This window comes from Pseudomonas sp. 05N431, from assembly GCF_056397005.1.
In genome coordinates this window covers 418,780-445,337 of record NZ_JBFTMN010000003.1, presented here as the reverse complement: position 1 = coordinate 445,337, position 26,558 = coordinate 418,780, and the positions used below count along the sequence as shown (strand labels likewise).

The 26,558-nt window shown below is 59.9% G+C and carries 26 protein-coding genes and 1 riboswitch; of the genes, 6 read left to right on the top strand and 20 right to left on the bottom strand.

From position 1 onward, the window contains the following. Positions 1–46: 46 nt before the first annotated feature. Positions 47–1,198 carry a TDT family transporter gene (locus tag AC1DIG_RS07525; RefSeq protein WP_477766768.1) on the bottom strand — a complete coding sequence of 384 codons (1,152 nt, stop codon included), beginning with the start codon at positions 1,196–1,198 and terminating at the stop codon, positions 47–49. A gap of 125 nt (positions 1,199–1,323) precedes the next feature. Beyond that, entirely contained in the window at positions 1,324–2,520 is a 1,197-nt protein-coding gene (locus AC1DIG_RS07520) for an MFS transporter (protein WP_477766767.1), read from the bottom strand. Between the two features lie 91 nt (positions 2,521–2,611). Here AC1DIG_RS07520 and AC1DIG_RS07515 point away from each other — a divergent pair, with 91 nt between their 5' ends. Beyond that, entirely contained in the window at positions 2,612–3,151 is a 540-nt protein-coding gene (locus tag AC1DIG_RS07515; RefSeq protein WP_477766766.1) for a TetR/AcrR family transcriptional regulator, read from the top strand. Positions 3,152–3,401: 250 nt separating this feature from the next. Further along, a complete protein-coding gene (locus AC1DIG_RS07510; RefSeq protein WP_477766765.1) occupies positions 3,402–6,872 on the top strand; it encodes a hybrid sensor histidine kinase/response regulator in 3,471 nt (1,156 codons plus the stop codon). Between the two features lie 171 nt (positions 6,873–7,043). Here AC1DIG_RS07510 and AC1DIG_RS07505 read toward each other — a convergent pair whose 3' ends face one another. Beyond that, on the bottom strand, positions 7,044–8,408 hold the full coding sequence (locus AC1DIG_RS07505; protein ID WP_477766796.1) for a DNA recombination protein RmuC: 1,365 nt from the start codon (positions 8,406–8,408) through the stop codon (positions 7,044–7,046). 175 nt (positions 8,409–8,583) lie between these two features. After that, positions 8,584–8,907 carry a sel1 repeat family protein gene (locus AC1DIG_RS07500; RefSeq protein ID WP_477766764.1) on the bottom strand — a complete coding sequence of 108 codons (324 nt, stop codon included), beginning with the start codon at positions 8,905–8,907 and terminating at the stop codon, positions 8,584–8,586. Between the two features lie 1,019 nt (positions 8,908–9,926). On the opposite strand from AC1DIG_RS07500, the gene AC1DIG_RS07495 reads away from it, so the two are divergent. The 3 genes from AC1DIG_RS07495 (at position 9,927) to AC1DIG_RS07485 (ending at position 12,329) form a co-directional block, all read left to right on the top strand. Beyond that, positions 9,927–10,151, top strand: a complete 225-nt coding sequence (locus tag AC1DIG_RS07495) for a hypothetical protein (RefSeq protein WP_007898912.1) — start codon at positions 9,927–9,929, stop codon at positions 10,149–10,151. A gap of 278 nt (positions 10,152–10,429) precedes the next feature. Further along, the gene (locus AC1DIG_RS07490; protein ID WP_019693082.1) at positions 10,430–10,912 is read left to right on the top strand and encodes a hypothetical protein; all 483 of its coding nucleotides are present in this window, start codon (positions 10,430–10,432) and stop codon (positions 10,910–10,912) included. Positions 10,913–11,057: 145 nt separating this feature from the next. Beyond that, positions 11,058–12,329: an OmpP1/FadL family transporter gene (locus AC1DIG_RS07485; RefSeq protein WP_477766763.1), complete on the top strand. Its 1,272-nt coding sequence runs from the start codon at positions 11,058–11,060 to the stop codon at positions 12,327–12,329. 86 nt (positions 12,330–12,415) lie between these two features. On the opposite strand, the gene AC1DIG_RS07480 is transcribed toward AC1DIG_RS07485, so the two are convergent. From AC1DIG_RS07480 to cobO, 13 genes are all read right to left on the bottom strand, one after another. Continuing rightward, on the bottom strand, positions 12,416–12,538 hold the full coding sequence (locus AC1DIG_RS07480; RefSeq protein WP_477766762.1) for a hypothetical protein: 123 nt from the start codon (positions 12,536–12,538) through the stop codon (positions 12,416–12,418). Next, positions 12,535–13,743 carry an MFS transporter gene (locus AC1DIG_RS07475; RefSeq protein WP_477766761.1) on the bottom strand — a complete coding sequence of 403 codons (1,209 nt, stop codon included), beginning with the start codon at positions 13,741–13,743 and terminating at the stop codon, positions 12,535–12,537. The genes AC1DIG_RS07480 and AC1DIG_RS07475 overlap by 4 nt, the downstream gene beginning before the upstream one ends. Before the next feature lie 67 nt (positions 13,744–13,810). Continuing rightward, complete coding sequence (locus AC1DIG_RS07470) at positions 13,811–14,215, bottom strand: MarR family winged helix-turn-helix transcriptional regulator (protein WP_019693086.1); 405 nt, start codon at positions 14,213–14,215, stop codon at positions 13,811–13,813. A gap of 82 nt (positions 14,216–14,297) precedes the next feature. Then, positions 14,298–15,029 carry an adenosylcobinamide-GDP ribazoletransferase gene (locus tag AC1DIG_RS07465; protein WP_477766760.1) on the bottom strand — a complete coding sequence of 244 codons (732 nt, stop codon included), beginning with the start codon at positions 15,027–15,029 and terminating at the stop codon, positions 14,298–14,300. Between the two features lie 2 nt (positions 15,030–15,031). Next, on the bottom strand, positions 15,032–15,607 hold the full coding sequence (gene cobC / locus AC1DIG_RS07460; RefSeq protein ID WP_477766759.1) for an alpha-ribazole phosphatase family protein: 576 nt from the start codon (positions 15,605–15,607) through the stop codon (positions 15,032–15,034). Further along, a complete protein-coding gene (gene cobT / locus AC1DIG_RS07455) occupies positions 15,604–16,659 on the bottom strand; it encodes a nicotinate-nucleotide--dimethylbenzimidazole phosphoribosyltransferase (RefSeq protein ID WP_477766758.1) in 1,056 nt (351 codons plus the stop codon). The genes cobC and cobT overlap by 4 nt, the downstream gene beginning before the upstream one ends. Continuing rightward, positions 16,656–17,177 carry a bifunctional adenosylcobinamide kinase/adenosylcobinamide-phosphate guanylyltransferase gene (cobU, locus tag AC1DIG_RS07450; RefSeq protein ID WP_477766757.1) on the bottom strand — a complete coding sequence of 174 codons (522 nt, stop codon included), beginning with the start codon at positions 17,175–17,177 and terminating at the stop codon, positions 16,656–16,658. Before cobU ends, cobT begins: the two co-directional genes overlap by 4 nt. A gap of 151 nt (positions 17,178–17,328) precedes the next feature. Then, positions 17,329–18,780 (bottom strand): cobyric acid synthase, encoded by a 1,452-nt coding sequence (locus tag AC1DIG_RS07445; RefSeq protein ID WP_477766756.1) that lies wholly within the window; start codon positions 18,778–18,780, stop codon positions 17,329–17,331. Beyond that, on the bottom strand, positions 18,777–19,769 hold the full coding sequence (cobD, locus tag AC1DIG_RS07440; protein WP_477766755.1) for a threonine-phosphate decarboxylase CobD: 993 nt from the start codon (positions 19,767–19,769) through the stop codon (positions 18,777–18,779). The genes AC1DIG_RS07445 and cobD overlap by 4 nt, the downstream gene beginning before the upstream one ends. Then, the gene (gene cbiB, locus AC1DIG_RS07435; protein WP_477766754.1) at positions 19,762–20,670 is read right to left on the bottom strand and encodes an adenosylcobinamide-phosphate synthase CbiB; all 909 of its coding nucleotides are present in this window, start codon (positions 20,668–20,670) and stop codon (positions 19,762–19,764) included. Before cbiB ends, cobD begins: the two co-directional genes overlap by 8 nt. Then, positions 20,667–21,317, bottom strand: a complete 651-nt coding sequence (bluB, locus tag AC1DIG_RS07430) for a 5,6-dimethylbenzimidazole synthase (protein WP_477766753.1) — start codon at positions 21,315–21,317, stop codon at positions 20,667–20,669. Before bluB ends, cbiB begins: the two co-directional genes overlap by 4 nt. Further along, the gene (locus tag AC1DIG_RS07425) at positions 21,314–22,651 is read right to left on the bottom strand and encodes a cobyrinate a,c-diamide synthase (protein WP_477766752.1); all 1,338 of its coding nucleotides are present in this window, start codon (positions 22,649–22,651) and stop codon (positions 21,314–21,316) included. The genes bluB and AC1DIG_RS07425 overlap by 4 nt, the downstream gene beginning before the upstream one ends. Beyond that, positions 22,648–23,259 (bottom strand): cob(I)yrinic acid a,c-diamide adenosyltransferase, encoded by a 612-nt coding sequence (gene cobO / locus AC1DIG_RS07420; RefSeq protein ID WP_477766751.1) that lies wholly within the window; start codon positions 23,257–23,259, stop codon positions 22,648–22,650. Before cobO ends, AC1DIG_RS07425 begins: the two co-directional genes overlap by 4 nt. 81 nt (positions 23,260–23,340) lie before the next feature. Further along, positions 23,341–23,573: riboswitch (cobalamin riboswitch) on the bottom strand. 158 nt (positions 23,574–23,731) lie between these two features. On the opposite strand from cobO, the gene AC1DIG_RS07415 reads away from it, so the two are divergent. Further along, the gene (locus AC1DIG_RS07415) at positions 23,732–24,316 is read left to right on the top strand and encodes a hypothetical protein (RefSeq protein ID WP_477766750.1); all 585 of its coding nucleotides are present in this window, start codon (positions 23,732–23,734) and stop codon (positions 24,314–24,316) included. Between the two features lie 29 nt (positions 24,317–24,345). On the opposite strand, the gene AC1DIG_RS07410 is transcribed toward AC1DIG_RS07415, so the two are convergent. The 3 genes from AC1DIG_RS07410 to AC1DIG_RS07400 all read right to left on the bottom strand — a co-directional run bounded on the left by AC1DIG_RS07410 (position 24,346) and on the right by AC1DIG_RS07400 (position 26,346). After that, entirely contained in the window at positions 24,346–25,008 is a 663-nt protein-coding gene (locus AC1DIG_RS07410; protein WP_477766749.1) for a class I SAM-dependent methyltransferase, read from the bottom strand. 15 nt (positions 25,009–25,023) lie between these two features. Continuing rightward, complete coding sequence (locus AC1DIG_RS07405) at positions 25,024–25,557, bottom strand: C40 family peptidase (RefSeq protein ID WP_477766748.1); 534 nt, start codon at positions 25,555–25,557, stop codon at positions 25,024–25,026. 165 nt (positions 25,558–25,722) lie between these two features. Next, the gene (locus AC1DIG_RS07400; RefSeq protein ID WP_427530364.1) at positions 25,723–26,346 is read right to left on the bottom strand and encodes a C40 family peptidase; all 624 of its coding nucleotides are present in this window, start codon (positions 26,344–26,346) and stop codon (positions 25,723–25,725) included. Positions 26,347–26,558: the final 212 nt, after the last annotated feature.

The following is a 26,558-nucleotide window of genomic DNA, read 5'->3' as shown; positions in this document are numbered from 1 at the left end:
ATGCCGTACAGCGATCCAGGCCACAACCTTACCTAAACTTTGCGAATTATTTCGCTAATCCGGCAATACACGGCGAAACAAACAACTCACCGCGCCAGGCGCCTTGAACAGTGCGCTTGGAGACGATCAGCCACATGATCGCCAACGCGACCACCAAAACGCTGCCAAAAAGGCTGAAAAAAGTCAGGTTCAAGGTGCTTGCCAGCTTCAGCGTGGCCAGCGAGTAGACACCCAGCGGGAAGGTAAACCCCCACCAGCCGAGGTTGAAGGGAATCCCGCCACGCAGGTAACGCAAGGTGATCAGCACCGCCATCAACATCCACCACAAGCCGAAGCCCCATAGCGTGATGCCTGCGACCAGGCCCAGTCCGGCGGCAATTTCACCGATACCCGGCAAGCCGTTGGCGGCGAAAATCGCCGGCGCATCGCTGCCCAGCAACAACATGCCCAGCGCCCCGGTGCCAATCGGCCCCAGTGCCAGCCAACTCGACGCAGCCATGTTTTCGTGGGGCAGTTTATGCAGGGCCATGCGCAGCAGCAGGATGGTCAGGATGCTGAACGCCACCGGCAGCGAGAACGCCCACAGCACGTAGCTGGTCACCAGTACCACCAGTTGCGAGTGGGCGTCAGCCAGATGCGGCGCAAGCAAACCACCGCTGGCCGCTGCGACCTCCGCAGCCACCACCGGCAGCAGCCAGACAGCGGTCATCTGGTCGATGCTGTGCTCCTGACGGGTGAACATCATGTATGGAATCAACACGCCGCAGGCCAGCGACATGGCGACATCCAGCCACCACAACACCTCTGCCAGGTGCACAACGCCCTCCCCCCAACGCGGCAGGCCGAACAGCAGGAAGCCATTGATAATGGTCGCCAGCCCCATGGGAATGGTGCCGAAAAACATCGAAACCGTGGAGTGGCCGAAAATCCGTCGCGCTTCATCGAAGAAAAACGCCCAGCGCGCGGCGTACAACCCGCTGAACAGCAGGAAAAGGAAAATATTGAACATCCACAGGCCTTCAGCGAAGGCATGCAGGCCGGGAATCGACACCGGCAATTGGGCGAGCGCCAGGGCCAGGACCCCGGTGCCCATGGTCGCGGCAAACCAGTTCGGGGTGAACTGACGAATTGCTTCGCGAGGGTGCTGTAAATGGCTCAAAGGCCGATTAACGGTTTTGTTGCTGTTGGGACATTGCATCGTGAACTCCTGTCCTCGGGTGAGGTAGAGCTCATGGTAGAACCGAATCGAATATCTATATAACGGGTAATTTCTCTAACTGTTATCTGTTTTGCAGATATATGCATAGGAGCGTCTCTGCTGCGCTAAGGATTACTCGATGCCCCACAGAGTTTGACCGGCCGCTGACGCATCAACCCCAACAACGCCCCTAGCGACAACACAATCAACACCACTCCATAGCCATCGGTGGTGACGACCAGGCCGAAGGTCCGGGTCAGGTTGCCTGCCAACAGCGACGGCAGGCAGAACGCCAGGTAACTCAGCACGTAGAACGCCGACATCAACCCCGCGCGCTCATGGGGCAAGGCCAGCGGTACCACGCTGCGCAAGGCACCGAGAAAGCCGGCACCAAAACCACTGCCGGCCACCAGAGTCGCGAAGAAGAACAGCGGCAGGCTGGCGCTGTGCACGGCGGTCAGAATCAGCGCGATGCCGATCGCCAATAGGCTCGCGCCCAAGCGCAGGACTTTGTCTGCCGGGCGATTACGCAACGTGAAGATCATCAATGCGCCGCTGACCGTCAACACGGCCACCAGGCCGCCGCCGATCAGGTTGGAGGTCGAACCGGTTGCCGTACGAACCAGCGATGGCGCCAGTGACAGGAAGAAGCCGCCCACCGCCCAGACCGCCACATCCACCGGCAGCGCCAGCCACAGCGCCCGTCGTGCCTGAGGAGGTACATGCAAAGTGGGACGCAGCGACGCCCAGGCGCCGGGTAACCGACTGACGCTTTCTGGCAAACGCCAGACATACAGCGCTTGCAGCAGAAACAGCCCAAACAGAATCCAGTAGGTCAATTGCAGCGGTTGCGGCGCGTACTCCGCCAGTAATCCGCAACCCAATGCGCCACACGCCATGCCCAGAAGCGGCGCAACGCTGTTCACCAACGGGCCTTGCTGCCGGTCGGTATCGAGCAACGCCGCACCGAGTACGCTGGTGGCCATGCCGGTGGCGAACCCCTGAAGCACCCGCGCAGCAATCAGCCAAGCCACACTGTCGGCATTGATAAACAGCAACATCGCCAGCATATCCAGCAGTAACGCAGCGAAGATCACCGGTTTGCGCCCCAGATGATCCGACAACGAGCCGACCGTCAGCAGCGCCGCCAGCAGGCTAAAGGCATAGACCCCGAAAATCAGCGTCAGGGTTGCCGGAGAAAACTGCAGCGCCTCCTGGTACAGGTGATAAAGCGGCGTTGGTGCACTGGAAGCGGCGAGAAAACTCAGTAAGGTGATCGCCAGGAACACTAGGCTGGAACGGTTTGAGACAGAACTGGACATGGGCACACTCCGCAAAAGCTAACTTTTTGCTTTTGCAGAGTGTGCTACTGGCTTCTGCTTAAAGCAAATTCTTTGTGTTAAGGTTCGACACATGGCCATTAAAGAAGGTTTACGCCCGGGCGGTCGTAGCGCTCGGGTGCAAGAGTCGATTCATTCGGCAGTGCGCGAACTCCTCGAAGAGCAGGAGCGTTCAAGCGTGACTGTGCCGCAAATCGCCGCCCGCGCAGGCGTTACACCGTCGACGATCTACCGACGCTGGGGCGATTTGTCGGCACTGCTGGCCGACGTCGCGCTGGTACGCATGCGTCCTGACAGCGAACCGGCCAACACCGGCACCCTGCGTAGCGACCTGCGCGCCTGGGCCGAGCAGTATCTGGACGAAATGAGTTCGGAGCCCGGCCGCAACATGATGCGCGACGTGCAATCGAGCGCCACGCCGGGGTATTGCGTGAGCATTCTCAGCGGGCAGTTGCAGACGATACTGGACCGCTATCCGAATGAGCCGAAGCCCGGTGTCGACCGACTGATCAACATGGTGGTGGCGCCGACGGTGTTCCGCATCCTGTTCGCGTCGGCGGCGCTTGAGGTTGAAGAGTTGCATCGGTTGATCGATATCGCGCTGGGTCAGTGACGCCTTAGCGCCTGATGCAATCGCGAGCAAGCTCGCTCCCACAGTTGATTGATGTCGCCCGCATTACTTGTGATCGACACTGAGTCAATGTGGGAGCGAGCTTGCTCGCGATGAGGTCGGTGTCGACAAAGAAAATTTCCCTGCGACACCCCGCCGCGCCACGACCTTGGTCGACACTGACTAACCGAAGTGGTCGTGCGAGACTGTCAGACCGGGTTTGCGTCCCGGGTGTCTTTTGCCTGGAGTTACCATGTCGTTGTCCAGCGGGCTGATTGCCACCGTCGCCCTGGCCTATATGGCCGTCATGTTCGCCATCGCCTTTTACGGTGACCGGCGCAGCGCTCCGCTGCCACCGCGTATGCGTGCCTGGGTGTACAGCCTGTCGCTGGCAGTCTACTGCACCAGTTGGACATTCTTTGGTGCTGTCGGTCAGGCCGCCGAACAACTCTGGTCGTTTTTGCCGATTTATCTGGGACCGATCCTGCTGCTGGTGTGCGCGCCGTGGGTCCTGCAAAAAATGGTGATGATCAGCAAGCAGGAAAACATCACCTCGATTGCCGACTTCATCGCCGCCCGCTACGGCAAGTCGCAATCGCTGGCAGTGGTAGTGGCACTGATCTGTCTGGTGGGCGTATTGCCCTACATCGCCTTGCAGCTTAAAGGCATCGTCCTGGGAGTAAACCTGTTGATCGGCGCAGGCCCCGACGCCATGGGCACCCGTGCCCAGGACACGGCGCTGGTTGTGTCGTTGATTCTGGCGCTGTTCACCATCGTCTTCGGCACTCGCAACCTCGATGCCACCGAGCACCACCGTGGCATGGTGCTGGCGATTGCCTTCGAAGCGCTGGTCAAGCTGTTCGCCTTCCTCGCCGTCGGCGCCTTCGTCACGTACGGTTTGTACGACGGCTTCGACGACCTGTTCGATCAGGCCATGCTCGCGCCACGTCTGGAAGAATACTGGAAAGAAACCGTCAACTGGCCATCGATGGTGGTGCAGACGGGCGTGGCGATGATGGCGATCATCTGCCTACCACGACAGTTCCATGTGACCGTGGTGGAGAACATCGAACCACAGGATTTGCGCCTGGCAAAATGGGTGTTCCCGGCTTATCTGGCATTGGCCGCACTGTTCGTGGTGCCGATTGCGCTGGCCGGGCAAATGATGCTGCCAAGCTCGGTACTGCCCGACTCCTTCGTGATCAGCCTGCCACTGGCCCAGGCCCATCCGGCACTGGCGCTGCTGGCGTTTATCGGCGGCGCATCGGCCGCCACCGGCATGGTGATCGTTGCCAGCGTTGCGCTGTCGACCATGGTTTCCAACGACATGCTGCTGCCATGGCTGCTGCGCCGGAAAAACGCCGAGCGGCCGTTCGAGGTGTTCCGCTATTGGATGCTATCGGTGCGACGGGTGAGCATCGTCGCCATTCTGCTGCTGGCCTATGTTTCCTATCGCCTGCTCGGCTCGACCGCCAGCCTGGCCACCATCGGGCAAATCGCGTTTGCCGCCGTGACCCAACTGGCGCCGGCAATGCTCGGTGCGCTGTACTGGAAACAGGCCAACCGCCGCGGGGTATTTGCCGGTCTCGCTGCCGGGACGTTCCTCTGGTTCTACACCTTGATCCTGCCCATCGCCGCCAACAGCCTGGGCTGGTCGCTGCAGAGCTTCCCGGGGCTGGGCTGGCTGCACGGCAACCCGCTGAACCTGCCGATTTCCCCGCTGACCCAAGGCGTGGTGTTGTCGCTGGCCGGTAACTTCACCTTGTTCGCCTGGGTGTCGGTGCTGTCGCGTACACGGGTCTCGGAGCACTGGCAGGCCGGACGTTTCATTGGCCAGGAGATCAGCACACGGCCGAGCGCGCGCTCGATGCTGGCGGTGCAAATCGACGACCTGCTGCAACTCGCTGCACGTTTTGTCGGCGAAGAACGGGCACGCCAGAGCTTCATCCGCTTCGCCTACCGCCAAGGCAAAGGCTTCAACCCGAATCAGAATGCCGACGGTGAATGGATCGCCCACACCGAACGCTTGCTCGCCGGTGTACTCGGGGCTTCATCAACCCGCGCCGTCGTAAAAGCGGCCATTGAAGGCCGGGAAATGCAGCTCGAGGATGTGGTACGAATCGCTGACGAAGCCTCGGAAGTGCTGCAATTCAACCGCGCCTTGCTGCAAGGCGCGATCGAGAACATCACCCAAGGCATCAGTGTGGTCGACCAGTCGCTGAAACTGGTGGCCTGGAATCGCCGCTACCTTGAACTGTTCAACTACCCGGACGGCCTGATCAGCGTCGGCCGACCGATTGCCGACATCATTCGCTATAACGCCGAACGCGGCCTGTGCGGCCCCGGCGAAGCGGAAGTCCACGTTGCCCGGCGCCTGCACTGGATGCGCCAGGGGCGCGCCCACACCTCGGAGCGGTTGTTCCCCAATGGCCGGGTGATCGAGCTGATCGGCAATCCAATGCCGGGCGGCGGGTTTGTCATGAGTTTCACCGACATCACCGCGTTTCGCGAAGCCGAGCAAGCGCTGACCGAGGCCAACGAGGGCCTGGAGCGACGCGTCGCCGAGCGTACCCATGAGCTGTCGCAGTTGAACATCGCGCTGACCGAAGCCAAAGGTACCGCCGAGTCGGCCAACCAGTCGAAAACCCGTTTCCTTGCAGCCGTCAGCCACGACCTGATGCAGCCATTGAACGCCGCACGACTGTTCTCGGCCGCCCTCTCCCACCAGAACGACGATCTCACCTGCGAGACCCGGCAACTGGTGCAGCATCTGGACAGTTCGCTACGCTCGGCCGAGGACTTGATCAGTGACCTGCTCGACATCTCGCGCCTGGAAAACGGCAAGATCAACCCGGATCGCAAGCCATTTGCACTGAATGATTTGTTCGACACCCTCGGCGCCGAATTCAAGGCGCTGGCGCAAGAGCAAGGGCTGAAATTTCGCCTGCGTGGCAGTCGCCTACGGGTCGACAGCGATATCAAATTGCTGCGGCGGATTCTGCAAAACTTCCTGACCAACGCCTTCCGCTACGCCAAAGGCCCCGTGCTGCTGGGCGTGCGACACAAGGGCGATCAGCTGTGCCTGGAGGTCTGGGACCGTGGCCCGGGGATTCCCGAAGACAAACGCCAGGTTATTTTCGAAGAGTTCAAGCGCCTCGACAGCCACCAGACCCGTGCCGAAAAAGGTCTGGGCCTGGGTCTGGCGATTGCCGACGGCTTGTGCCGGGTGCTGGGTCATCAACTGCAAGTGCGTTCCTGGCCAGGCAAAGGCAGTGTGTTCAGCGTCAGTGTGCCTCTGGCCCATGGTCAAGCCAGTGTGCCCGGTAAAATTGCCAAGCTTAATGGCCGACTGCCGACAGGCGTGCAGGTGCTGTGTATCGATAATGAAGACAGCATTCTGATTGGCATGAACAGCCTGCTCTCGCGCTGGGGCTGTCAGGTGTATACCGCGCGCAATCGCGATGAGTGCATCGCGCTGCTCAGCGATGGCATGCGCCCGCAACTGGCACTGGTGGATTACCACCTCGACCATGGCGAAACCGGTACCGAGCTCATGGCCTGGCTACGCGCCCAACTGGGTGAGCCGGTGCCTGGTGTGGTGATCAGTGCGGACGGGCGACCGGAGATGGTTGCCCAAGTGCATGCGGCTGGCCTGGAATACCTGCCGAAACCGGTGAAGCCGGCGGCGTTGCGGGCGTTGTTGAGTCGGCATTTGCCGTTGTAGGCGCTACTCCGGCAACTCGGCGCCCCCATTTGATCGTTCCCACGCTCCCGCGTGGGAATGCAGCCTGTGACGCTCCGCGTCACCTGCCGAAGCGGACGCAGAGCGTCCAGTGAGGCATTCCCACGCAGAGCGTAGGAACGATCAACGCTCCCGCACCACAGCGTTATGCGTTTATTCCGGCAGCTCGGCCAACCCATCGACATCGGTCATCGCCCGCTCCAGCAGATCGGTCGGCAAGCTCTTGCTGGCCCGTGCGCCGAGCAATTTGAGCTGCTCGCTGCGGCTGACCAGATTGCCGCGGCCTTCCGTCAGTTTGTTGCGTGCGGCGCTGTAGGCTTTATCCAGTTGCTGCAAGCGATTGCCGACCTCGTCCAGATCCTGAATGAACAGCACGAACTTGTCGTATAGCCAACCTGCGCGCTCGGCGATTTCCCGGGCGTTCTGGCTCTGGCGCTCCTGCTTCCACAGGCTGTCGATGACGCGCAACGTCGCCAGCAAAGTGGTCGGGCTGACAATGACGATATGGCGATCGAACGCTTCCTGAAACAGATTCGGCTCGGCCTGCAATGCCGCGGAAAATGCCGCCTCGATGGGCACGAAAAGTAATACGAAATCCAGGCTGTGCAGACCGTCCAGGCGCTTATAGTCCTTGTCGGACAGGCCCTTGACGTGATTACGCAACGACAGCACATGCTGCTTCAGCGCGGCCTGGCCAATCGCGTCGTCGTCAGCCGCCACGTATTGCTGATAGGCCGTCAGACTGACCTTGGAGTCGACTACCACCTGCTTGTCGCCCGGTAGATAAATCAGCACATCGGGCTGGAAGCGCTCGCCATCCGGGCCTTTGAGACTGACTTGAGTCTGGTACTCGCGGCCCTTCTCCAGGCCTGCGTGTTCCAGCACTCGTTCGAGAATCAACTCACCCCAGTTGCCTTGGGTTTTCTGTCCCTTGAGCGCTCGTGTGAGGTTGGTTGCCTCGTCACTCAAGCGCAGGTTCAGTTGCTGCAGACGCTCCAGCTCCTTGGCCAGCGAGAAGCGCTCGCGGGCTTCCGCCTGATAACTTTCCTCGACGCGTTTTTCGAAGGATTGAATGCGCTCTTTCAGTGGGTCGAGCAATTGGCCCAAACACTGCTGGCTGGTTTCGGCAAAGCGCTGTTCGCGCTCATCGAAGATTTTCCCGGCCAGCTCGGCGAACTGCGCACGCAGCTCGTCCCGCGAGCCTTGCAGGTCGCTCAGGCGTTGCTGATGGCTTTCCTGCTGCTCACGCAGCTCGGCATTCAACGAGGCGGCCTGAGCGTCCAGCCGCCGCAACTCGGCCTCTTTGCTGCTGCGTTCAAGGTTCCAGGCATGGGCCGCATCACGGGCGTTGTCGCGCTCGATCTGCAACAGCTCGACTTCACGGCGCACGGCAGCCAGATCGGCTTGCTTGGCCGCATTGGCCTGACTCAGGTCGCTGATTTCATCACGGCAGGCATCGAGTTGCGCATTCAGACCGTCCTGCGCCAGTTGCGCAGTACCCAAGCGCTCTTCAAGCAGTGACAGCTCGGACTGCGCGGTGCTCTGGCGCCGCTGAAGCTGCCACGCCAGCATCAATAACGGTAGCGCAGCACCCGCCAGACCGAGCAACACACTGGTCACGTCCATAGCCATGACGACTCCTGCCGATGAATTAAAGCGCGAAGGTTAACCAAGCCGTAGGGGCTTGGACAGCTCAGTCTTCGATCTGACCGAGTTCCTGCCGGGCACGCCGGTCGCCGGCACGCGCGGCCTGGCGCAGCAGGTCCTGGCCAATGCGCCGATCCCGGGCATTGCCGCATTCGCGGCACATCAATAGCCCCAGACGACTTTGCGCAGCCACCACCCCTTCACGGGCTGGAGCCTTGAGCAAACGCCCGGCGAAATGTTTGATGTTGGGGTTATCGCCCAGGCGTGGACTATCGAGCAACCATTCGGCGACTCGAATCGAAAAACGCTTGGGTGGAGTAACGCCTGAGGTGATGGAGGTATCAGAGGTTGGTACTGAGCGAAACTTCATAAAACACTGTGGGACGAATCGGAAGGCGCGCCACTCTACTCTTTTTTTCGTACGGGTAAAGTCGAAAAAAGCCTGCACGCCCGTCCTAGAGCAAGCGCTTGGGACAATCCACAGAAGCTGTGGATAACTCAGTGGACAACCCACCCTGAACTCGCCAGAAGCCCTGTGGAATGGGGCTCGCAGTCAAACTGACGATTTTTTCACCAGTAAAAAAAAGCGATGTTTTTCATTGACTTAAATTTCCACTACAGGCACCCACTGCACTTGAAGGTGAAATGACAGGCGGGTGACAGTCCGCGCAACTAATGTGCACAAGTCCCTTTGAGCTGGTTATATCACCGCCCTTTTTTCGTGCGTTTTATAGGGAATCAGTCACAACAAGCCTCACGGCACCTGCATTTCAAGCGAGGTGAAGGCTCATACCACCGGACACCAGGCGACCCAATTGTGTGCTTTACTTTCGTCGCGACGTTTTTCCCGCGACTACAAATGCTCCAGGTACGGCAAATTCCCGCCAGCGAGTAGAGTGATTCAAGCACGCGCAAAAGTTTTTTTGCCTAACACACTTCCTTTCTCGAATTCAATCCGTTAGTATCCGCGGCGTTAGTACCAAGCTGAAAGTCAATTCTGGTCGAACAACTCCTGCGGTATACCTTCCCTAAAGAGAAGCCTCTACCGACATCACGGGACCGACCACCTCGATGGTTTCCAGGTAACGCTTGCGACAACACTGCCTTTGAATCGAAAGCAAAGGGTGTTGCGAAGCTCACTTACTCTGACCGAACCAACCTGCAAATTGATCAGGATCTTCACCCCGGGCCCAGAACCTTTGCCCTTGATGTGTTGCCTGCCCTCCTAAGTACCTACCTGCCGGCCCAAGCGCGCAAAAATCATAGCGCTTCAACTGGCTGCTTTGTTCCAGTCGGGTTCTTCGTTCGATCAATGGTGATCGACGTTACTGGAACGTTTTAACGTTGCACGGTTCTTATCCGTGTCATTTGTAGGAACACCCAATAACCATGTCTACTCAAATCCACACTCAGGATGCCATTCGCACCCTAACCAACGCTTTTGCTCCAATGAACTGCCTGATCATGGCTGCTCGCAAAGGCTGCTTCAGCTTCACCCTGGTCAATGAACACGGCATCGCTCGTCACAGCGAACGCCTGTACCCCGATCAATACTCCAGCGCCGAGCCGCTGCAGGCCGTGATCGAGCGTACCCGTCAGGCACTGGTTGCCTGAGACGCCAGAAAGGCTGAAAACCTCAAAAGCCCTGCCTGAAAAGCAGGGCTTTTTATTGCCTGATATTTCTCCATTCGCTGTACCGGCTTAAGCACCAAGCGATATAACGGTTATAACTCGAAGCCGGAAATATTTTAAAAACAGTCCTTTACGGCACGAATATGACACTACACTTCAACTCAAGCGGCTTGATCCGCTTCCGGCGATCCTGAACCGATCCACCGCTGCCAAGCCCCTCCTTTCAGGAATCGCCGCCCACTTCACGTTTCGAGGGCTTTATGGGTATCGCCGCCAGCGAACTGTGCCGTTATGTGATCCGTCCGACACTGATTTACCTCGGACGCCACAGCACGATTGCCGAATCTCTGCTACTGGGTGTTGCAGCCAGTCAGTCCGCTCTCGGTTCCGCCCTGCATGACCGCCGCGGGCATGGCCTGTACCGGATCGCCGAACCTCGTCACCAGGCGCTTTGGGATCACTACCTGGCGCTGGACCCGGAACGCGCCAGCCTGGTTCGCGGTCTTGCCAGCCAGCATGCATTCCTCAGCGGCCCGCACCTCGAACTGACCGTCAACCTGCGCTACGCCACTGCCATCGCCTGGCTATTAATAGAAGAACAGAATACCCCGCTCCCCGAAGCCGATGACCTGCTGGGCATGGCCCGAATCTGGCGCCAGACCTTCCAGCCGCAAGGTCGTCTGCGCGACTTCACCTGTGCCTGGCAAACCTGTGTATCACCGCTGAATCAGATCGCCTGTTAATCGGGCAATTTGCAAGATCGCGCATATAGACGCGAATTTGGTCTGATTGTCCTACAAAAGCGCTCTATCTCAAGCCATACAGCCTATAGCGCTGGAACGAAAATGTTGGTAATTTTCGCCCCGGTGATCACCAGGAGTTCTAATAATGAAAAAAGTAATGCTCAAAACCACCCTTAGCCTTGCCGTTGCCTTGGCATCCACCCAGATCTTCGCAAGTGGCTTTGCCCTCAACGAACAGAGCATCAGTGGGATGGGGACTGGTTTTGCGGGACGCTCTTCTTCTGCCGATGATGCAAGTACTGTATTTGGCAACCCTGCCGGCATGTCGCGAATCAAGCGTCAGGAAATCACTGGCGGGCTGGCAGCTATCGATGCCTCGACTGATATCAAAGACGCCCAAGGCGCCCATCCGGGTACCAACAAAGGCGATATGGTGCCACTCACGGCCGTTCCGATGGGCTATTACGTCAAGCCGATAGATGATCACTGGGCATTCGGTCTCGGTGTCTATGCACCTTTTGGTCTGATTACCAACTATGAAAGTGGCTTCCAGGGTGGCGGCTTCGGCAGCAAGAGTGAAGTCAAGGTTGTAACTGTCCAACCTACCGTCAGCTACGCCTTTAACGACAAAGTATCGATCGGTTTCGGCCCGACCATTAACCGCATTGGCGGCACTCTTGAGTCGGACGTACCTCTTTTTGGCGACACCCACGTCAAAATCAAAGGGGACGATACCGCTCTGGGCTACAACTTCGGTGTTCTGGTACAAGCAACCGACACGACTCGCGTCGGTCTGACCTATCACTCGAAAGTGAAATACAAACTCGAAGGTCATACCGATATCACCGCAGGCGCAAACGCACCTTCCGCCTTCCTGCAAAGCAATCGATACGACGCTTCGCTGAAAATCGAAACCCCTGAATCGGTCGATTTCTCCGTGACGCAACAGCTGACGGATGCGTGGACCGTGTATGCAGGTTCCACCTGGACTCGCTGGAGCCGCCTGAAAGACATCACCGTCAATAACGAAGGTGTCACTGCGGCACAGGGCGGTGCGTTGTCCCCAGCCCTGTTCGGCACCATCACCGAAGAGCAGAACTGGCACAATACCTGGGCCTACGCCATCGGTACGTCCTACCAGTTGAACAAGCAGTGGGTATTGCGTACCGGCCTGACCTTTGACCAGTCGCCTACCAACAATACTGACCGTTCGCCGCGTATTCCTACCGGTGACCGCACAATCTTCAGCCTTGGCGCTGGCTACAACGTCACTGATGATCTGACCATCGACGTCGCTTACTCCTACCTCAAGGAAGAAGCTGTCACGGTGAATCGCTCCAATCTGGTAGACAGTTACAGCGCCAAGTATGAAAACAGCGCCAACGGTTTTGGTGTCGGCGCGACCTACCGCTTCTGATTCACGGCGAGCCTGAACAGCTCACTGGCTGAATTGAAAAGCCCCGCTCTCTTGCACAGAGGCGGGGCTTTTTAGTGGGCGCTGACTCAGCAAGAACCCATACCGAGTTGCATCAGCACCAGCCCTCCCTGGTGCCAGCCCCACCAGGCCAGCGCCAACAACAGCGCGCCAGCACCGGCAGCGGCGAACCAGGCTACGACCCTGTTCATGCCGCACTCACCTGAGCCTGCAAGCGCGCAACCGGGCGCTCGCGTACAGGCCAGTTCAAGACTGCCGCCAACAGACTGAGGAGAATTGCCACCTGCCAGATCAAGTCATAGTTGCCTGTCCGGTCGTAAACCACCCCACCCAACCAGCCGCCGAGGAACGAGCCCAACTGGTGAAAAAGGAAAACGATACCACCGAGCATAGAGAGGTTTCGTACACCAAACAGCGTCGCTACCGTGCCGTTGGTCAAAGGCACTGTCGACAACCAGAGAAACCCCATGGCCATGCCAAACAGATAAGCACTGGTCTGCGTGACTGGCGCCCAGATGAACAGACTGATCACCACCGCACGCAGCAGGTAGAGCCCCGTCAACAGACGCGGTTTGGACATGCGCCCGCCGAGCCAGCCGGCGGTGTAAGTACCGAAGATATTGAACAGGCCAATCAACGCCAGCACTGTGGTGCCGACGCTGGCAGGCAGATGCTGGTCGACCAGATAGGCCGGCAAATGCACGCCGATAAACACCACCTGGAAACCACAGACAAAAAAGCCGAACGCCAACAACCAGAAGCCCGAGTGCGAACACGCCTCGCGCAGGGCCTCGGACAGGGTTTGCTCATGACCGAGCACTGGCAGCGGTTTGTCCTTGAGCATACTGACCAGCGGCACAATCAGTGCCACCAGCATTCCCAGCACCAGCAGCGCGGTCGACCAACCGAGCCAGCCGATCAACCCCAGCGTGCCCGGCAACATCGCGAACTGGCCGAAGGAACCGGCAGCACTGGCGATACCCATGCCCATGCTGCGTTTTTCTGGCGGCAGGGCTCGACCCACTACACCAAGAATCACCGAGAACGAGGTACCGGACAGGCCGATACCAATCAACAGGCCGGCACTCAACGACAGCGACCAGGCCGAATCGGACAAGCCCATGAACACCAAACCCACGGCGTACAGTACGCCACCGACCAGCACCACTTTCGCCGCGCCGAAGCGGTCCGCCAAGGCCCCGGTGAATGGCTGCGCCAGCCCCCAGATCAGGTTCTGCAGGGCGATGGCAAAGGCGAACACTTCGCGACCCCAGCCGAACTGCGCGCTCATCGGCGGCAGGAACAGCCCGAAGCCATGCCTCACGCCAAGCGACAACGCAAGAATCAGTGCGCTCCCGAGTAGAACCCAACCGCTGGTACGCCATATTGATGTCATTCTTATTCTCCGGTAGCGGGTATATACCCGCTTAAGTTCTGGCTTAAATTTGGAAAGGCCCGCCGCCTCAGGCGAGTTCATCCAGCAAGGCCAGCAAGGTTGCACGCTTCTCTGCACCCAGACGATCAATCAGCCGCTGTTGCGCCGCTTCCCAGGCCGGTAAGGCTGCCGCCAGACGTTCACGCCCGGTTTCGGTCAGTTGCACGATGCGATTGCGCTGATCTTCACCCTCGACCAGCCTCACCAGCCCTTCCCCCTCGAGCACCCGCAGATTACGCCCCAACGTGCTGCGATCCAGGCCCATGGCTTCCGCCAGGGTTGAAATGCTCGGTTGATCGAGGCGCTGCAAATTGCACAGCAAGGAATACTGCGCAACGTTGATCCCGAAGCCGTCGAGGGCGCCGTCGTAATGCCTGCTGACGCCACGAGCAGCGCGACGCAGGTTGGTGCATAAACATTGTGAGGCTAGCATGGTGCGTGTATATACCCGCGAAAAAGTTAAAGCAAGTTTGATTATCAAACAGCTGTTAGGTCGCGCATGCTGAAGGTCACTCTCAGAGCAGCGCCAAACCCACCAGCACCGCCGTTTCCAGCAGCTCCAGCAACGCCCCTGCCGTATCGCCAGTGGTCCCGCCCAGACGCCGCAACATCACCTGGCGCAACCAGAAGAACATCGGAGCCGCCAGCACCAGCGCAACCACACCGCTCCAGCCGCCGATCAGCACGCACGCCAGCGCGCTAAGCAACAACACTTGCTGACCGGCCTTGCGCGGCAGATGATCGGCCAGCGCCTGCCCCAGGCCACCAGAGCGCACGTAAGGTGTATTCAGAAACAGCCCCAGCAAGGCACTGCGACCAATCAATGGGGCGAGGATCAAGCCGGCCATGGAGTGCTGTTCAATCAACGCCAGTAACGCCGTGAACTTGAGCAGCAGCACCAACACCAGTGTCACCACTGCGATCGGCCCACTGCGCGGATCCTTCATGATGCTCAAGGTGCGCTCGCGATCGCCAAATCCGCCGAGCCAGGCGTCGGCGCTGTCAGCCAGACCGTCGAGGTGCAAACCACCGCTGAGCATCACCCAGACACTCAACAGCAACGCCGCATGCAACAACGCTGGCGTACCGAACAACAGCCCATTCAGCGCCCACAACAGCCCGCCAAACAGCAGCCCCACCAATGGATAAAACAGTAGCGAACGGCCAAGCTCCTGAGGCGCCGGCATGCCTGGCAGACGAATTGGCAAGCTGCTGAGAAACTGCAAGGCGATCCAGAACGGCAGCATGTTCACCCCTCCTCCCTGAGCACGGCATCAGCCTCGACGCACAACGAAAACAGCGCGCCATGACCGACTTCAACGTTGAGCAATTGCTCGCGCGGCAACCCGCGTGCGCGGGCCAGCAACAGACGCATGACCCCACCGTGACTGATCAGCAACACCCGCTCGCCGGCATAGGCCTGATGCAAGCGCTCGACGGCCGCCAGCACCCGTGCGGAAAACGCAGTCACCGGTTCACCTTCCGGCGGCGTGAATCTGTAGGGATCAGCCCAAAACTTGCCTAACGCTTCGGCGTCGGTTTCCATCAGCGCTGCTGCACTCTGCCCTTCCCAGGCGCCGAAGTGCAGCTCTTGCAGATTCTTGTCCAGCAGGACCGGCAAGCCCAACTGCTCAGCCAGTTCCTCGGCAAAGCGCGCGCATCGTTGCAGCGGCGAGCTGACCAGGCGATCCCATGGACCTTGGTCAATCACCGCCGCGCGCATCTGCTCCCAACCTTTGGCGGTCAGCGCGTCGTCCAGGCTGCCGCGCAAACCGCCACCGAGTTCGGTTTCACCGTGACGCAGCAGATCCAGACGCAACGTCATGCCGGACGATCAGCCACGGCCGCCTCAGCGAAGGTCGCCATTTGCCCGTGCAGATTGCAGGCCAGACGCAGCAACGGCACTGCCAGCGCGGCACCGCTGCCCTCACCCAGACGCAGGCCGAGATCCAGCAAAGGTTCAGCGCTCAGCGTTTCCAATACATGCCGATGACCTGGCTCCGCGCCCCGATGACCAAACAGCAACCACTCGCGGCACGCCGGATTCAGGCGCACCGCGACCAATGCGGCCACGCTGCAAATAAAGCCATCGACCAGCACCGCCAAACCTTCCTGCGCGCAGGCCAAATAGGCACCGACCAACGCCGCGATTTCAAAACCACCGAGGTTGAACAACGTCTGCAACACGTCGCCACGCTGAGCGGCATGCAACGTCAGAGCGCGTTCAATCACCTGGGCTTTATGGCTGACACCTGCAACGTCCAGACCGGTGCCCGGCCCGGTCAGATGCGCCACCGGGCAATCGAGCAACGCACAGGCCACAGCGCTGGCGGCGGTGGTATTGCCGATGCCCATCTCGCCACCGATAAACAGCTCGGAGCCTTCAGCAATCGCCCGCAGCACGCTATCGCGGCCGGCCTGCAAGGCTTGCTCGCCCTGGATTTGCGTCATCGCCGGGCCGTGAACAAAATTCGCAGTGCCCGGACCGATGTGCAGATGACGCACGCCCAGCAAATTCAACGAAGGCGTGACGGTGCCAAGGTCGACCACTTCCAGCCGTGCCTCAAGTTGCCGCGCCAACACGCTGATCGCTGCGCCACCGCTGACAAAGTTATGCAACATCTGCCCGGTGACTTCCTGCGGAAACGCCGAAACCCCTTCGGCGACCACCCCGTGATCACCGGCAAAAATCGCAATCCACAGCTGATTCAGGCTTGGCTTGACCCGGCCTTGCAACCCCGCCAATTGCACCGCCGCCGACTCCAGCTGCCCGAGGGAGCCCGCCGGTTTGGTCAGTTGCTGCTGTCGGGCCGCGGCTTGCTCATGCGCTTGCGCATTGATCGGCTTGCACGGGTTCAACCACCAGGAATGAGTCATAACGCAGTACCTTTCAAAGTCAGGGGCAGGCCGGCGACGGTCAACACGACACGCTGACAGCGCTCAGCCAGGGCTTGATGCAACCAACCGGCTTCATCGACATAGCGGCGAGTCAATTCGCCCAGCGGCACGACACCCAGACCGGTCTCGTTGCTGACAAAAACAATTTCTCCCGGCAGTGATGCCAGGCACTCCAGCAGGGCTTCACGCTCATGCGCCAGACGCTCGGGATCTTCCAGCATCAGCAGATTGGTCAGCCACAAGGTCAGGCAATCCACCAGCAGGCAACGCTCGGCGCTGGCGCTTTCGCGCAGCACCCGGGCCAATTCCAGTGGTTCTTCAATGAGTGCCCATTCAGGCGGACGGCGTTCGCGGTGATGAGCCACGCGAGCACTCATTTCGCCATCCAGCGGCTGGCTGGTAGCGATGTACGTCACCGCCAGACCGCTTTCACTGGCGAGCTTTTCAGCCAGACGGCTTTTACCGGAGCGGGCGCCGCCGAGGATCAGTTGCAACATGGTCATAAACCTCTAAATGGCGGTGTGACAACCGACGTCATCGCGAGCAAGCTCGCTCCCACAGGGGGAGTTGTATTGATCACAAAATGGAGCAACACCTCACACCCAATGTGGGAGCGAGCTTGCTCGCGATGAGGCCAGCACAACCACCTCAAACCCCACAGAGTTCACGTAACAACCCAGTGTCCAGATGCTTCTCCACCAAGTCCGCCAACCGCTCGATATCGCGCTCGCGCAAGGCGTGGTAATCGACTTCCTGTACGTCCTGCAATCCGGCCCAGCGCAACAGCGCGCTGCACGCCGCCGGGGATTCGAACAGGCCGTGCAAATACGTGCCCAGCACCTGTCCGTCAGCACTTTGAGCTCCGTCGCTGCGACCGTCATCCAGCAATACCGCCGCCTGCTCCAAAGCAATGCCGGTGGTGACCCCGGCGTGAATTTCATAACCGCTGACCTCGGCGTTTTCCAACGTCAGATGTCCGCGCACATTGCGCAGCTGTTTCTCTTCTTCGAGCACGGTTTCGAACGCCAGCAAACCAAGACCGGCGCTGGAGCCCGCCGCGCCTTCCAGCCCCAGCGGGTCATGCACGTGCTCGCCGAGCATTTGCAGACCGCCGCAGATGCCGAGCAGCTTGCCGCCGTAACGCAAGTGACGGGTAATGGCCGCATCCCAGCCGTTGGCGCACAAGTAGCGCAGGTCGCTGCGCACGCTCTTCGAGCCCGGCAGGATGATCAGATCGGCAGGCGGAATCGGCTGACCCGGCCCGATGAATTGCAGATCGACCTGCGGATGCAGACGCAGTGGATCGAAGTCGGTGTGGTTGCTGATACGCGGCAATACCGGCACCACGACGTTGAGCACCTGCTCGGCCTTATCGGCCTGGCGCTGATCGATGCCGTCTTCGGCCTCCAAGTGCAGATCCATGACATACGGCAGCACGCCGATCACCGGCTTGCCGGTGCGCTCTTCCAGCCAGTCGAGGCCCGGCTGCAGCAAGGCGATATCGCCGCGAAAACGGTTGATGATGAAGCCTTTGACCCGCGCCTGCTCAGTAGCTGACAGCAACTCCAGCGTGCCGACCAAATGCGCGAATACCCCGCCGCGATTGATGTCGGCGATCAGCACCACCGGACAATCCACCGCCTCGGCGAAGCCCATGTTGGCAATGTCGCCGGCACGCAAATTGATCTCGGCGGGTGAACCCGCGCCTTCGACCATCACCACAGGATAGGCGGCACTCAAGCGTTCGTGAGAGGCGAGCACCGCTTGCATGGCGATGGCTTTGTAGTCGTGATAGGCGACTGCGTTCATGGTGGTTACGGCACGTCCGTGAATGATCACTTGTGCGCCGGTATCGCTATTCGGCTTGAGCAGCACCGGGTTCATGTCGGTGTGTGGCTCAAGGTTGGCCGCCTGGGCCTGAACGGCTTGAGCGCGGCCGATTTCGCCACCGTCGGCGGTCACCGCGCTGTTGAGTGCCATGTTCTGCGGCTTGAACGGCACCACGCGAACACCCTGGCGCGTCAGCCAGCGGCACAACGCGGTTACCAAGGTACTTTTGCCGGCGTCCGAGGTGGTGCCTTGCACCATCAACGTGGTCATGAGGTTTCCTCGGTGTAGGCTTCAAAAGCGTGCTCGAGGCGCTGCCAATCGGCGTCATCCGCCGGCAGGCCGAACCTCAGGCTGCTGTTGTGCGTGAACAGGCGCAGCAAGATGCCACGCCGGGCCATGAATTCGTGCAGACGCTCTGCTCGCTCGGTGATCAACCACTGAAACAACGCGCAACCACCGTGCGGCTTGAAGCCGTGGCGTTCGAGGACTTCAGCCAGACGCTGACTCGCTTCTTCACTGCGCAGACGCTGGCGAGCGTGACCTTGGGTGTCACGCAAACAGACCTGACCCAATATCCGGGTCGGCCCGCTGACCGACCAAGGACCGACCTGCTCGGCGAGCAGTTTGAGCAATTTGCGCTCGGCCAGCACAAAACCCAATCGCACCCCGGCCAGGCCGAAAAACTTTCCGAACGAACGCAAGACGATCAAGCCGACCTGATCGGCATAAGACGACAGACTCAACTGCGGGGTGTTGTCCATGAAGGCTTCGTCGACCACCAGCCAGCCGCCGCGCTGCGCCAGCCGTGCATGCCAGTCGAGCAGGCGCTCCGGGGTCAGACTCAGGCCGGTGGGGTTGTTCGGGTTAACCACCACCAGCACGTCGAGGCTATCGAGGAAAAAGTCGACTTCCTGCTCCAGCACTTCACGCACGATATAGCCGTTGCGACGCCAGGCTTCGGCATGCTCGGCATAACATGGCGAGAGCACGCCGACTTTTCCGGAGCGACGCAGGCGTGGCAGCAACTGGATAGCCGCCTGGGAGCCAGCAACCGGCAGCACCTGTGTGGCGCCGTAGTACTCGCGTGCAGCCTGTTCCAGGCCGTCATCGGTTTCCGGCAAGCGCGCCCAGGCCCGTAACGGGATGTCCGGGATCGCCCACGGCCAAGGTGCCAGACCGCTGGACAAGTCGAGCCAATCGGCTTCGGCGATGCCGTACTGCAACGCCGCCTTGCGCAAGCGGCCACCGTGCTCAAGCATAAAACTCAGCCCCCACACAGAGAATCAGCAACCACAACCACACCCCGCGCTGAACCAGTTGCCAGCCGCGGTCGATGGAGCTGGCATCTGCTGGCACACCTTCGCCCAACTGCGGACGCTGATGCAGTTCACCGTGATAGATCGCCGCACCGCCCAACTCGACGCCCAGAGCGCCCGCGCCAGCGGCCATCACCGGCCCAGCGTTCGGACTGTCCCAGGTCGGCCCCTGGGTGCGCCAGCATTTGAGTGCCAAACGGGTTTTGCCCAGCAGCGCGTAGGTCAAAGCTACCAGGCGCGCCGGGATATAGTTGAGCACATCGTCGATTTTCGCCGCCGCCCAGCCAAAGCGTTCAAAGCGTTCATTGCGATAACCCCACATGGCGTCCAGGGTATTGCTTAGACGATAGAGCACCACGCCCGGCGCACCGGCGACGGCAAACCAGAACAGGGCGGCGAATACCGCGTCGCTGCCGTTTTCCAGAACCGATTCGGTGGCAGCGCGGGCCACTTCGGTCGAGTCCAGCTCGCTGGTCTGACGGCTGACCAGATAGCCGACACGCTTGCGTGCTTCATCCAGGTCGTCGCTGCGCAAGGCCTGAGCCACCGGCTCGACATGTTCGCCAAGGCTGCGTAGACCGAGCGCGCAATACAATGCCAGGATCTCGACGACCCAGCCAATGTAGGGCAGCCAGGACAATGCAGTGATCAACAGGGTCAGCGGCAACACCGCCATCACCCAGGCGGTGACGCCATGACTGCGCCAGCCGCGGCCGGCGGAGTTGAAACGTTGCTCGATACGATCGGCAAAACGGCCGAACGCCACCAGCGGATGCCAGCGCTTGGGTTCGCCCAGCAGCGCATCCAGCGCTACGCCGGCGACACTCAGCAACGCCACACTCATTGACTCACTCCCCAAAAATTCTCGTACAACAGTTCACTCAGCGGACGCGCTTGCGCCCAACCTTCAAGGACCAGCATCGGCGCCGGGTAAAACTCCTTGACCGGTCCCAGGCACAACACCGCCAGCGGTTTGGCCCCCGGCGGCAAGCCGAGCAAATCCGCCAATGCCTGCGGTTCGAACAACGAGACCCAGCCCATGCCCAGACCTTCGGCACGGGACGCCAGCCAAAGATTCTGGATCGCGCAGGACAACGACGCCATGTCCATTTCCGGCAAGGTACGACGGCCAAAGATATGCCGCTCGCGATCATCCATCAGTGCGGCTACCAACACTTCGGCGCAGTCGTTGATGCCTTCGACCTTCAGCTTCATGAATTCGTCAGTGCGCTCGCCGAGGGCTTCGGCAGTACGGATGCGTTCTTCTTCCACCAGTTGCTGGATCTTGCCGCGTAACACCCGATCGCTGATGCGGATGAACCGCCAAGGCTGCATCAGGCCGACACTCGGCGCCTGATGCGCAGCTTCGAGCAAACGCCGAAGCAGTTCGGGCTCGACGCTGCCGCCACTGAAGTGACGCATGTCGCGACGTTCGGCAATCGCGCGATAAATCGCTTCGCGCTCGGCCTCGGAAAATGTGTTGTCGGTCATGGCCTCTTCGCGGGCGAGCCCGCTCCCACAAGATTCAGGTCTGGTGCGAACAGCGCGGCGACCGCCGATGGATTGGACGGGAAATAGAAGTGCACATAAGAGGCCGTCATCCGTCCGTCACGGTAAACCGCCTCGGCACCGCGCCCGCCGTTAGGGCTCAGGCCGCGAGCGATCGGCTCAAGCTCGGTGCTGGTCAACGAATGATGGTAGGTGTGGCCACGCAACGCGCCTTCAGGTAACTCGACCGCTTGCAAGGCCAACGCGGCCAGACGCTTTTGCATCACCGCATCTCCGGCCAGCAGCCCTACCAACTCGACACGCGTGCCGTCGACATCGGTCAGTGAGTCGAGCAGGTACAGCATGCCGCCGCATTCAGCCAACAACGGTTTGCCTGCGGCGTGATGTGCGCGAATCGCATCGAGCATTGTGCAGTTTTCAGCCAACGCCACGTGGTGCAACTCCGGGTATCCACCAGGCAGGTACAGGCTGTCGGCTTCTGGCAGTTCACGGTCATGGATTGGCGAGAAGAATCGCAACTCGGCGCCCATCGCCCGCAACAAGTCGAGGCTCGCGCCATACGTGAAGGCAAACGCTTCATCGCGAGCCACGGCAATTCGCACACCGGCCAACAATGGCTCGGCGGCAATCACGTCAGGCGCAGCGAACTCGACGGCGGGCGGCAATGCTACTTCGCAGCTGCTGGCCAACGCTTCGGCGGCCGCGTCGAGGCGAAGATCGAGGTCATTCAATTCACTAGCCTGGACCAGACCCAGGTGACGGCTAGGCAGTTCGATCCCGGTTTCCCGGGACAAGGCGCCATACCAACGCAGGCCTTCGGTGAGGCTGCCTTCAAGCAATTGCGCGTGACGCAAGGTGCCAACGCGGTTGGCCAACACACCGGCAAACGGCAAGTCCGGCTGATAACGTGCCAGCCCCAACGCCAGCGCGCCGAATGTCTGTGCCATGGCGGTGCCATCGATCACGCCCAGCACCGGCACACCGAAATGCCGCGCCAGATCGGCGCTGGACGGCGTGCCATCGAACAGGCCCATGACGCCTTCGATCAAAATCAGATCAGCCTCAGCGGCGGCTTCCCACAACAGCCGACGACTTTCCTGCTCGCCGACCATCCACATGTCCAATTGATAAACCGGCGCTCCGCTGGCGCGCTCGAGAATCATCGGATCAAGAAAGTCCGGGCCGCATTTGAATACCCGGACCTTGCGCCCCTGATTGCGGTGCAAACGGGCCAGCGCGGCGGTGACAGTGGTCTTGCCCTGACCGGAAGCCGGTGCAGCAATCAGTACCGCCGGGCAAAAACGAGGCTCACTCACAGCTCAACGCCTTTCTGCGCTTTGATCCCGGCCTGGAAAGCGTGCTTGATCATGCCCATTTCGGTAACGGTGTCGGCCAGCTCGATCATTTCCGGCTTGGCGCCACGGCCGGTGACCACCACGTGTTGCATCGGTGGGCGCGCCTGCAAATCGCTGAGCACCTGATCGAGGTCCAGATAACCGTGCTTGAGGGCGATATTCAGCTCATCGAGCACCACCAGACCAACGCCCGGGTCACGCAGCAGTTCGCGGGAGACTTCCCAGGCAGCCTCGGCGGCGGCGATATCGCGCTGGCGATCCTGGGTTTCCCAGGTGAAACCTTCGCCCATCACATGGAAGCGCACTTGTTCCGGGAAGCGCCGGAAAAACAGCTCCTCGCCGGTACTGCTGCGCCCTTTGATGAACTGAACCACGCCGCACTGCATGCCATGGCCCATGGCCCGGGCGAGCATACCGAACGCAGAACTGCTTTTGCCCTTGCCGTTGCCGGACAGGACCAGCAGCAAGCCGCATTCATTCGGCGAGTTGGCAATACGTTCATCGATCACGGCTTTCTTGCGCAGCATGCGTGCCAGATGGCGTTCGTCACGATCAGGGGAATCAGTCATGGGGGAGCTCTCCGTTGAGGCTGGATAACGGCGGGCAGGCATAGAAATAGACGGCAAGAAGCCTGGCATCGCCCACCGTGATGCCGCTGGATGGATCAGGCCGGTCTCCGGACTCATGAGCGGCTTGCGCCTGACTGCGCGCCTTCCCATGTCATTTCGACACAGTGGCTCAAAGCGCAGTTTTTACTCATTTACCGTTGCGGGGGCAGCGCCGGGATCGTCGCCCGCTCTGTCAAAGAACGCGCCCTCACCGGCTTCCCTGTTTCACTCGGTCGACCACTGGGTCACAGAGCACCTGAAACAAGTCGCGAAGGTTAGAGGGTTGGGGGTGGAGCGTCAATTAAAGCCGGGGGCTCATCGATGGATAGAAACCGACCCCGATCAATAAACTGGCGCCAATCTTGTGCCACACTGAAAGCGATGATATCAAAGAGCCACAATCTGCCACCACAAGAACAAAAAGGGGAGCAACATGCAAGGCATGATCATCAGTAACCCGAAGCTGGAATTCCTGCGCCCGGTGCTGGAATGCTGGTTCGAGTGCATCGACCGTTACAACGCGGTACGCGGCGATAACGAAAGCCCTTACTGGTTTGACGAACGCGCCAACCTGAGCCTGCTTTCGGCGGCGGCGTGGATGGCTGAAATGGTCACTCTGGAACAGACTCCGACGAAAAAACAGATCGAGGAAGGTGAGCGCAATGGCCGCGCCGATCTGTTTATCGCCAGCAAAGAAGAACGTGCCTACCTTCAAGCCACGCAACGCTGGCCACGAGTCAACAACCTGAATCTGACCCAGGCCTTGCTCGATGTCGTGAGCGATGCGAAAAAAATCAGCTATGCCAGCGACCTGAAACTCGGCTGCCTGTTCGTTGCCCCGCAAAAGACCCAGCACAGTCCTACGCCGGAAGAACTCCAGGACATGGTCGACGACCTGCAAAAGGAACACACCTGCGCCGTGGCCTGGTACTTCCCCTACCCCTACCGCAAATTGCACAACGAAGCCGGCAACTACCATCCGGGCATCGCACTGCTGCTCAAAGAGGCTCGCGGCTGACAGAGTTGCACCTTAGGCCGATCAGGCGTCTAGCGTTTTCGGCACAAGGTCAGACCATCGCCCAGCGGCAACAACGACAGATCGACACGCGAGTCATCCTTCAAGGCACGATTGAGTGCCTGGATGGCTCGGGTGTCTTCGCTCCCAGGATTGTCTTCCAGTACTCGCCCACTCCACAGCGTGTTGTCGAATACCGCCAACCCACCGCTTCGCAGCAGCCGCAAAGCACTTTCCAGATAAGCCGGATAGTTGGCCTTGTCGGCATCGATGAAGATCAGATCGAAGCAACCGCCCTGCCCTTGCTGCTCAAGTTGAGCCAGGGTTTGCAGTGCGGGGGCCAAACGCAAATCGATGCGCTCGGCGAGGCCAGCCTCTTGCCAGTAACGGCGCGCCGTGGCGTTGTACTCTCCGGGAATGTCGCAGCAGATCAACGTGCCGTCATCCGGCAAGGCGGCCGCCATGCACAAGGCGCTGTAACCGGTGAAGGTGCCGACTTCAAGCAAGCGCCTGGCGCCCGTCAGCTTGACCAGCAACGCGAGAAACTGACCCTGCTCGGGCGCCACCTGCCAGCGTGCCATGGGCAGCGCCTGGGTTTCGTCACGCAGGCGGCGCTGCAGCGGCGTTTCGCGCAGGGAAACGTCGAGCAGGTAGTTATAAAGGGAATCGTCGAGATTGAGTGTGCGAGCGGTCATGACAACCTCTGCGAACTACGGGTTATGCGCCAGATGCTCAGGCTGAATGACACGCTTGGCGCTCAGATAGGCTCTCTGCCAATAAGCCTTGGACAAGTAGTCCAGCTTCACCGTACCACCCGTTGCGGGTGCATGCACGAAGCGACCTTCACCGACGTAGATCCCGGCGTGGCTGACTTGCGAGCCGCCATTGGTGGCGAAGAAGATCAGATCGCCGGTCTGCAGAGCCTCTTGGCCAATATCCGGCGCTTGCATGCCGATCATTTCGCGAGTGGAGCGTGGCAGGGAAATACCCGCCGCATCACGGTAGACGTAGCCGATCAGACCACTGCAATCGAAACCTGAATCCGGCGTATTGCCGCCCCAACGATAAGGCGTGCCGACCAGACCCAGCGCGCGAATCAGCACGTCTTCAGCGGCAGGCGAGAACGATTGGGCGGGAGCGAAAACCGGGGCGCGAACGACTTTGACAGGCGGCGGAGTGCGACTGGCGCAGGCGCTGAGCAGCGCTGCGAAGAAGATGAGTACAAGGCGGGCCGACATCGTCATATACAGAACATCCTGATCTGGCTGCGGCTTTCTCTGCCGAGAGGCTGAAAACAAAACCGCGTAAGCAGGGCTTACGCGGTTAGTTAGTCAACAATAGATCAGGATTCTAGCGGCTACGCGCCAAACTTCAAGTAAGACTTTAAGTTGGCCTTACAAAAAGTCCGCTTACTTGCGTGCCGTGACTGTCGTTGGCGCCATGGCGAGTGCTCGCTTGGCCTCAATGAAGGTCTTGCTCCAGTAGCTGTCGCCCAGGTTATCGACCCGGACACCACCGCTGCGGCGGCTGCTGGAATGGATGAACTGGTCATCACCCAGGTAGATCCCGGCGTGACTGACGCGACCGCGACGGCCATTGGTGGCGAAGAACAGCAAGTCGCCAGGCTTCAGGTTGTTGCGCGAGACCAACGGGGCATTTACGTTGATCATTTCGCGAGTGGAGCGCGGCAAGTTCATGCCAGCCTCTTCACGAAACAGATAGCCGATGAAACCGCTGCAATCGAAACCGGCTTCAGAGGTACCGCCCATACGGTAACGGGTACCGACCAGGGACAGGCCACGCTCGAGGATGCTGTCGGCCAAAACCGGAAGCTGGTAAGGCTTGTTGCTGGCAAAGTCTGCCAGTTCTTTTTCGGTAGCCAGCTCTTCCTGATAAATAACGGAAGACTGGGCAGTCGCTGAATTTTTAATCTGCTGATCGTTTTGTTGTTGCGAGACCGGGGAATGAACCGCGCAACCAAAAAGCAGGGTGACAAGTGCGAGAGGCACGAGGGGTGCGAAGCGATTTAGCATGGGCACGACCGTGGCTGAAGTTGTAAAGAAGGCGAGACTATGCCTTCTATCGTCCTCATTTGCAAATTCAATCGATCCAAATGTGACTTATCGGTTTCTCGTCAACATCTAAGCGCTTAAGCCCATTTTAAATCTGCACGCGCCGTGGATCCCTTTCCGGAAGCGGGCTTTCTGACGCCTGAAAGATGCCGAAACGCGCTACAGGCCGCGGC

What these genes read in the sequence shown, in the direction of transcription:
- AC1DIG_RS07520 (WP_477766767.1), bottom strand. Translation starts at nt 2,520, where the DNA reads ATGTCCAGTTCTGTCTCAAACCGTTCCAGCCTAGTGTTCCTGGCGATC.
- AC1DIG_RS07480 (WP_477766762.1), bottom strand. Translation starts at nt 12,538, where the DNA reads ATGAACAGGGTCGTAGCCTGGTTCGCCGCTGCCGGTGCTGGCGCGCTG.
- AC1DIG_RS07485 (WP_477766763.1), top strand. Translation starts at nt 11,058, where the DNA reads ATGAAAAAAGTAATGCTCAAAACCACCCTTAGCCTTGCCGTTGCCTTG.
- AC1DIG_RS07475 (WP_477766761.1), bottom strand. Translation starts at nt 13,743, where the DNA reads ATGACATCAATATGGCGTACCAGCGGTTGGGTTCTACTCGGGAGCGCA.
- AC1DIG_RS07490 (WP_019693082.1), top strand. Translation starts at nt 10,430, where the DNA reads ATGGGTATCGCCGCCAGCGAACTGTGCCGTTATGTGATCCGTCCGACA.
- cobU (WP_477766757.1), bottom strand. Translation starts at nt 17,177, where the DNA reads ATGTTGCAACTGATCCTCGGCGGCGCCCGCTCCGGTAAAAGCCGTCTG.
- AC1DIG_RS07515 (WP_477766766.1), top strand. Translation starts at nt 2,612, where the DNA reads ATGGCCATTAAAGAAGGTTTACGCCCGGGCGGTCGTAGCGCTCGGGTG.
- cbiB (WP_477766754.1), bottom strand. Translation starts at nt 20,670, where the DNA reads ATGAGTGTGGCGTTGCTGAGTGTCGCCGGCGTAGCGCTGGATGCGCTG.
- bluB (WP_477766753.1), bottom strand. Translation starts at nt 21,317, where the DNA reads ATGACCGACAACACATTTTCCGAGGCCGAGCGCGAAGCGATTTATCGC.
- cobD (WP_477766755.1), bottom strand. Translation starts at nt 19,769, where the DNA reads ATGCTTGAGCACGGTGGCCGCTTGCGCAAGGCGGCGTTGCAGTACGGC.
- cobT (WP_477766758.1), bottom strand. Translation starts at nt 16,659, where the DNA reads ATGACTCATTCCTGGTGGTTGAACCCGTGCAAGCCGATCAATGCGCAA.
- AC1DIG_RS07410 (WP_477766749.1), bottom strand. Translation starts at nt 25,008, where the DNA reads ATGACCGCTCGCACACTCAATCTCGACGATTCCCTTTATAACTACCTG.
- cobC (WP_477766759.1), bottom strand. Translation starts at nt 15,607, where the DNA reads ATGACGTTGCGTCTGGATCTGCTGCGTCACGGTGAAACCGAACTCGGT.
- AC1DIG_RS07415 (WP_477766750.1), top strand. Translation starts at nt 23,732, where the DNA reads ATGCAAGGCATGATCATCAGTAACCCGAAGCTGGAATTCCTGCGCCCG.
- AC1DIG_RS07510 (WP_477766765.1), top strand. Translation starts at nt 3,402, where the DNA reads ATGTCGTTGTCCAGCGGGCTGATTGCCACCGTCGCCCTGGCCTATATG.
- AC1DIG_RS07495 (WP_007898912.1), top strand. Translation starts at nt 9,927, where the DNA reads ATGTCTACTCAAATCCACACTCAGGATGCCATTCGCACCCTAACCAAC.
- AC1DIG_RS07500 (WP_477766764.1), bottom strand. Translation starts at nt 8,907, where the DNA reads ATGAAGTTTCGCTCAGTACCAACCTCTGATACCTCCATCACCTCAGGC.
- AC1DIG_RS07470 (WP_019693086.1), bottom strand. Translation starts at nt 14,215, where the DNA reads ATGCTAGCCTCACAATGTTTATGCACCAACCTGCGTCGCGCTGCTCGT.
- AC1DIG_RS07400 (WP_427530364.1), bottom strand. Translation starts at nt 26,346, where the DNA reads ATGCTAAATCGCTTCGCACCCCTCGTGCCTCTCGCACTTGTCACCCTG.
- AC1DIG_RS07465 (WP_477766760.1), bottom strand. Translation starts at nt 15,029, where the DNA reads ATGCTGCCGTTCTGGATCGCCTTGCAGTTTCTCAGCAGCTTGCCAATT.
- AC1DIG_RS07525 (WP_477766768.1), bottom strand. Translation starts at nt 1,198, where the DNA reads ATGCAATGTCCCAACAGCAACAAAACCGTTAATCGGCCTTTGAGCCAT.
- AC1DIG_RS07405 (WP_477766748.1), bottom strand. Translation starts at nt 25,557, where the DNA reads ATGACGATGTCGGCCCGCCTTGTACTCATCTTCTTCGCAGCGCTGCTC.
- cobO (WP_477766751.1), bottom strand. Translation starts at nt 23,259, where the DNA reads ATGACTGATTCCCCTGATCGTGACGAACGCCATCTGGCACGCATGCTG.
- AC1DIG_RS07445 (WP_477766756.1), bottom strand. Translation starts at nt 18,780, where the DNA reads ATGACCACGTTGATGGTGCAAGGCACCACCTCGGACGCCGGCAAAAGT.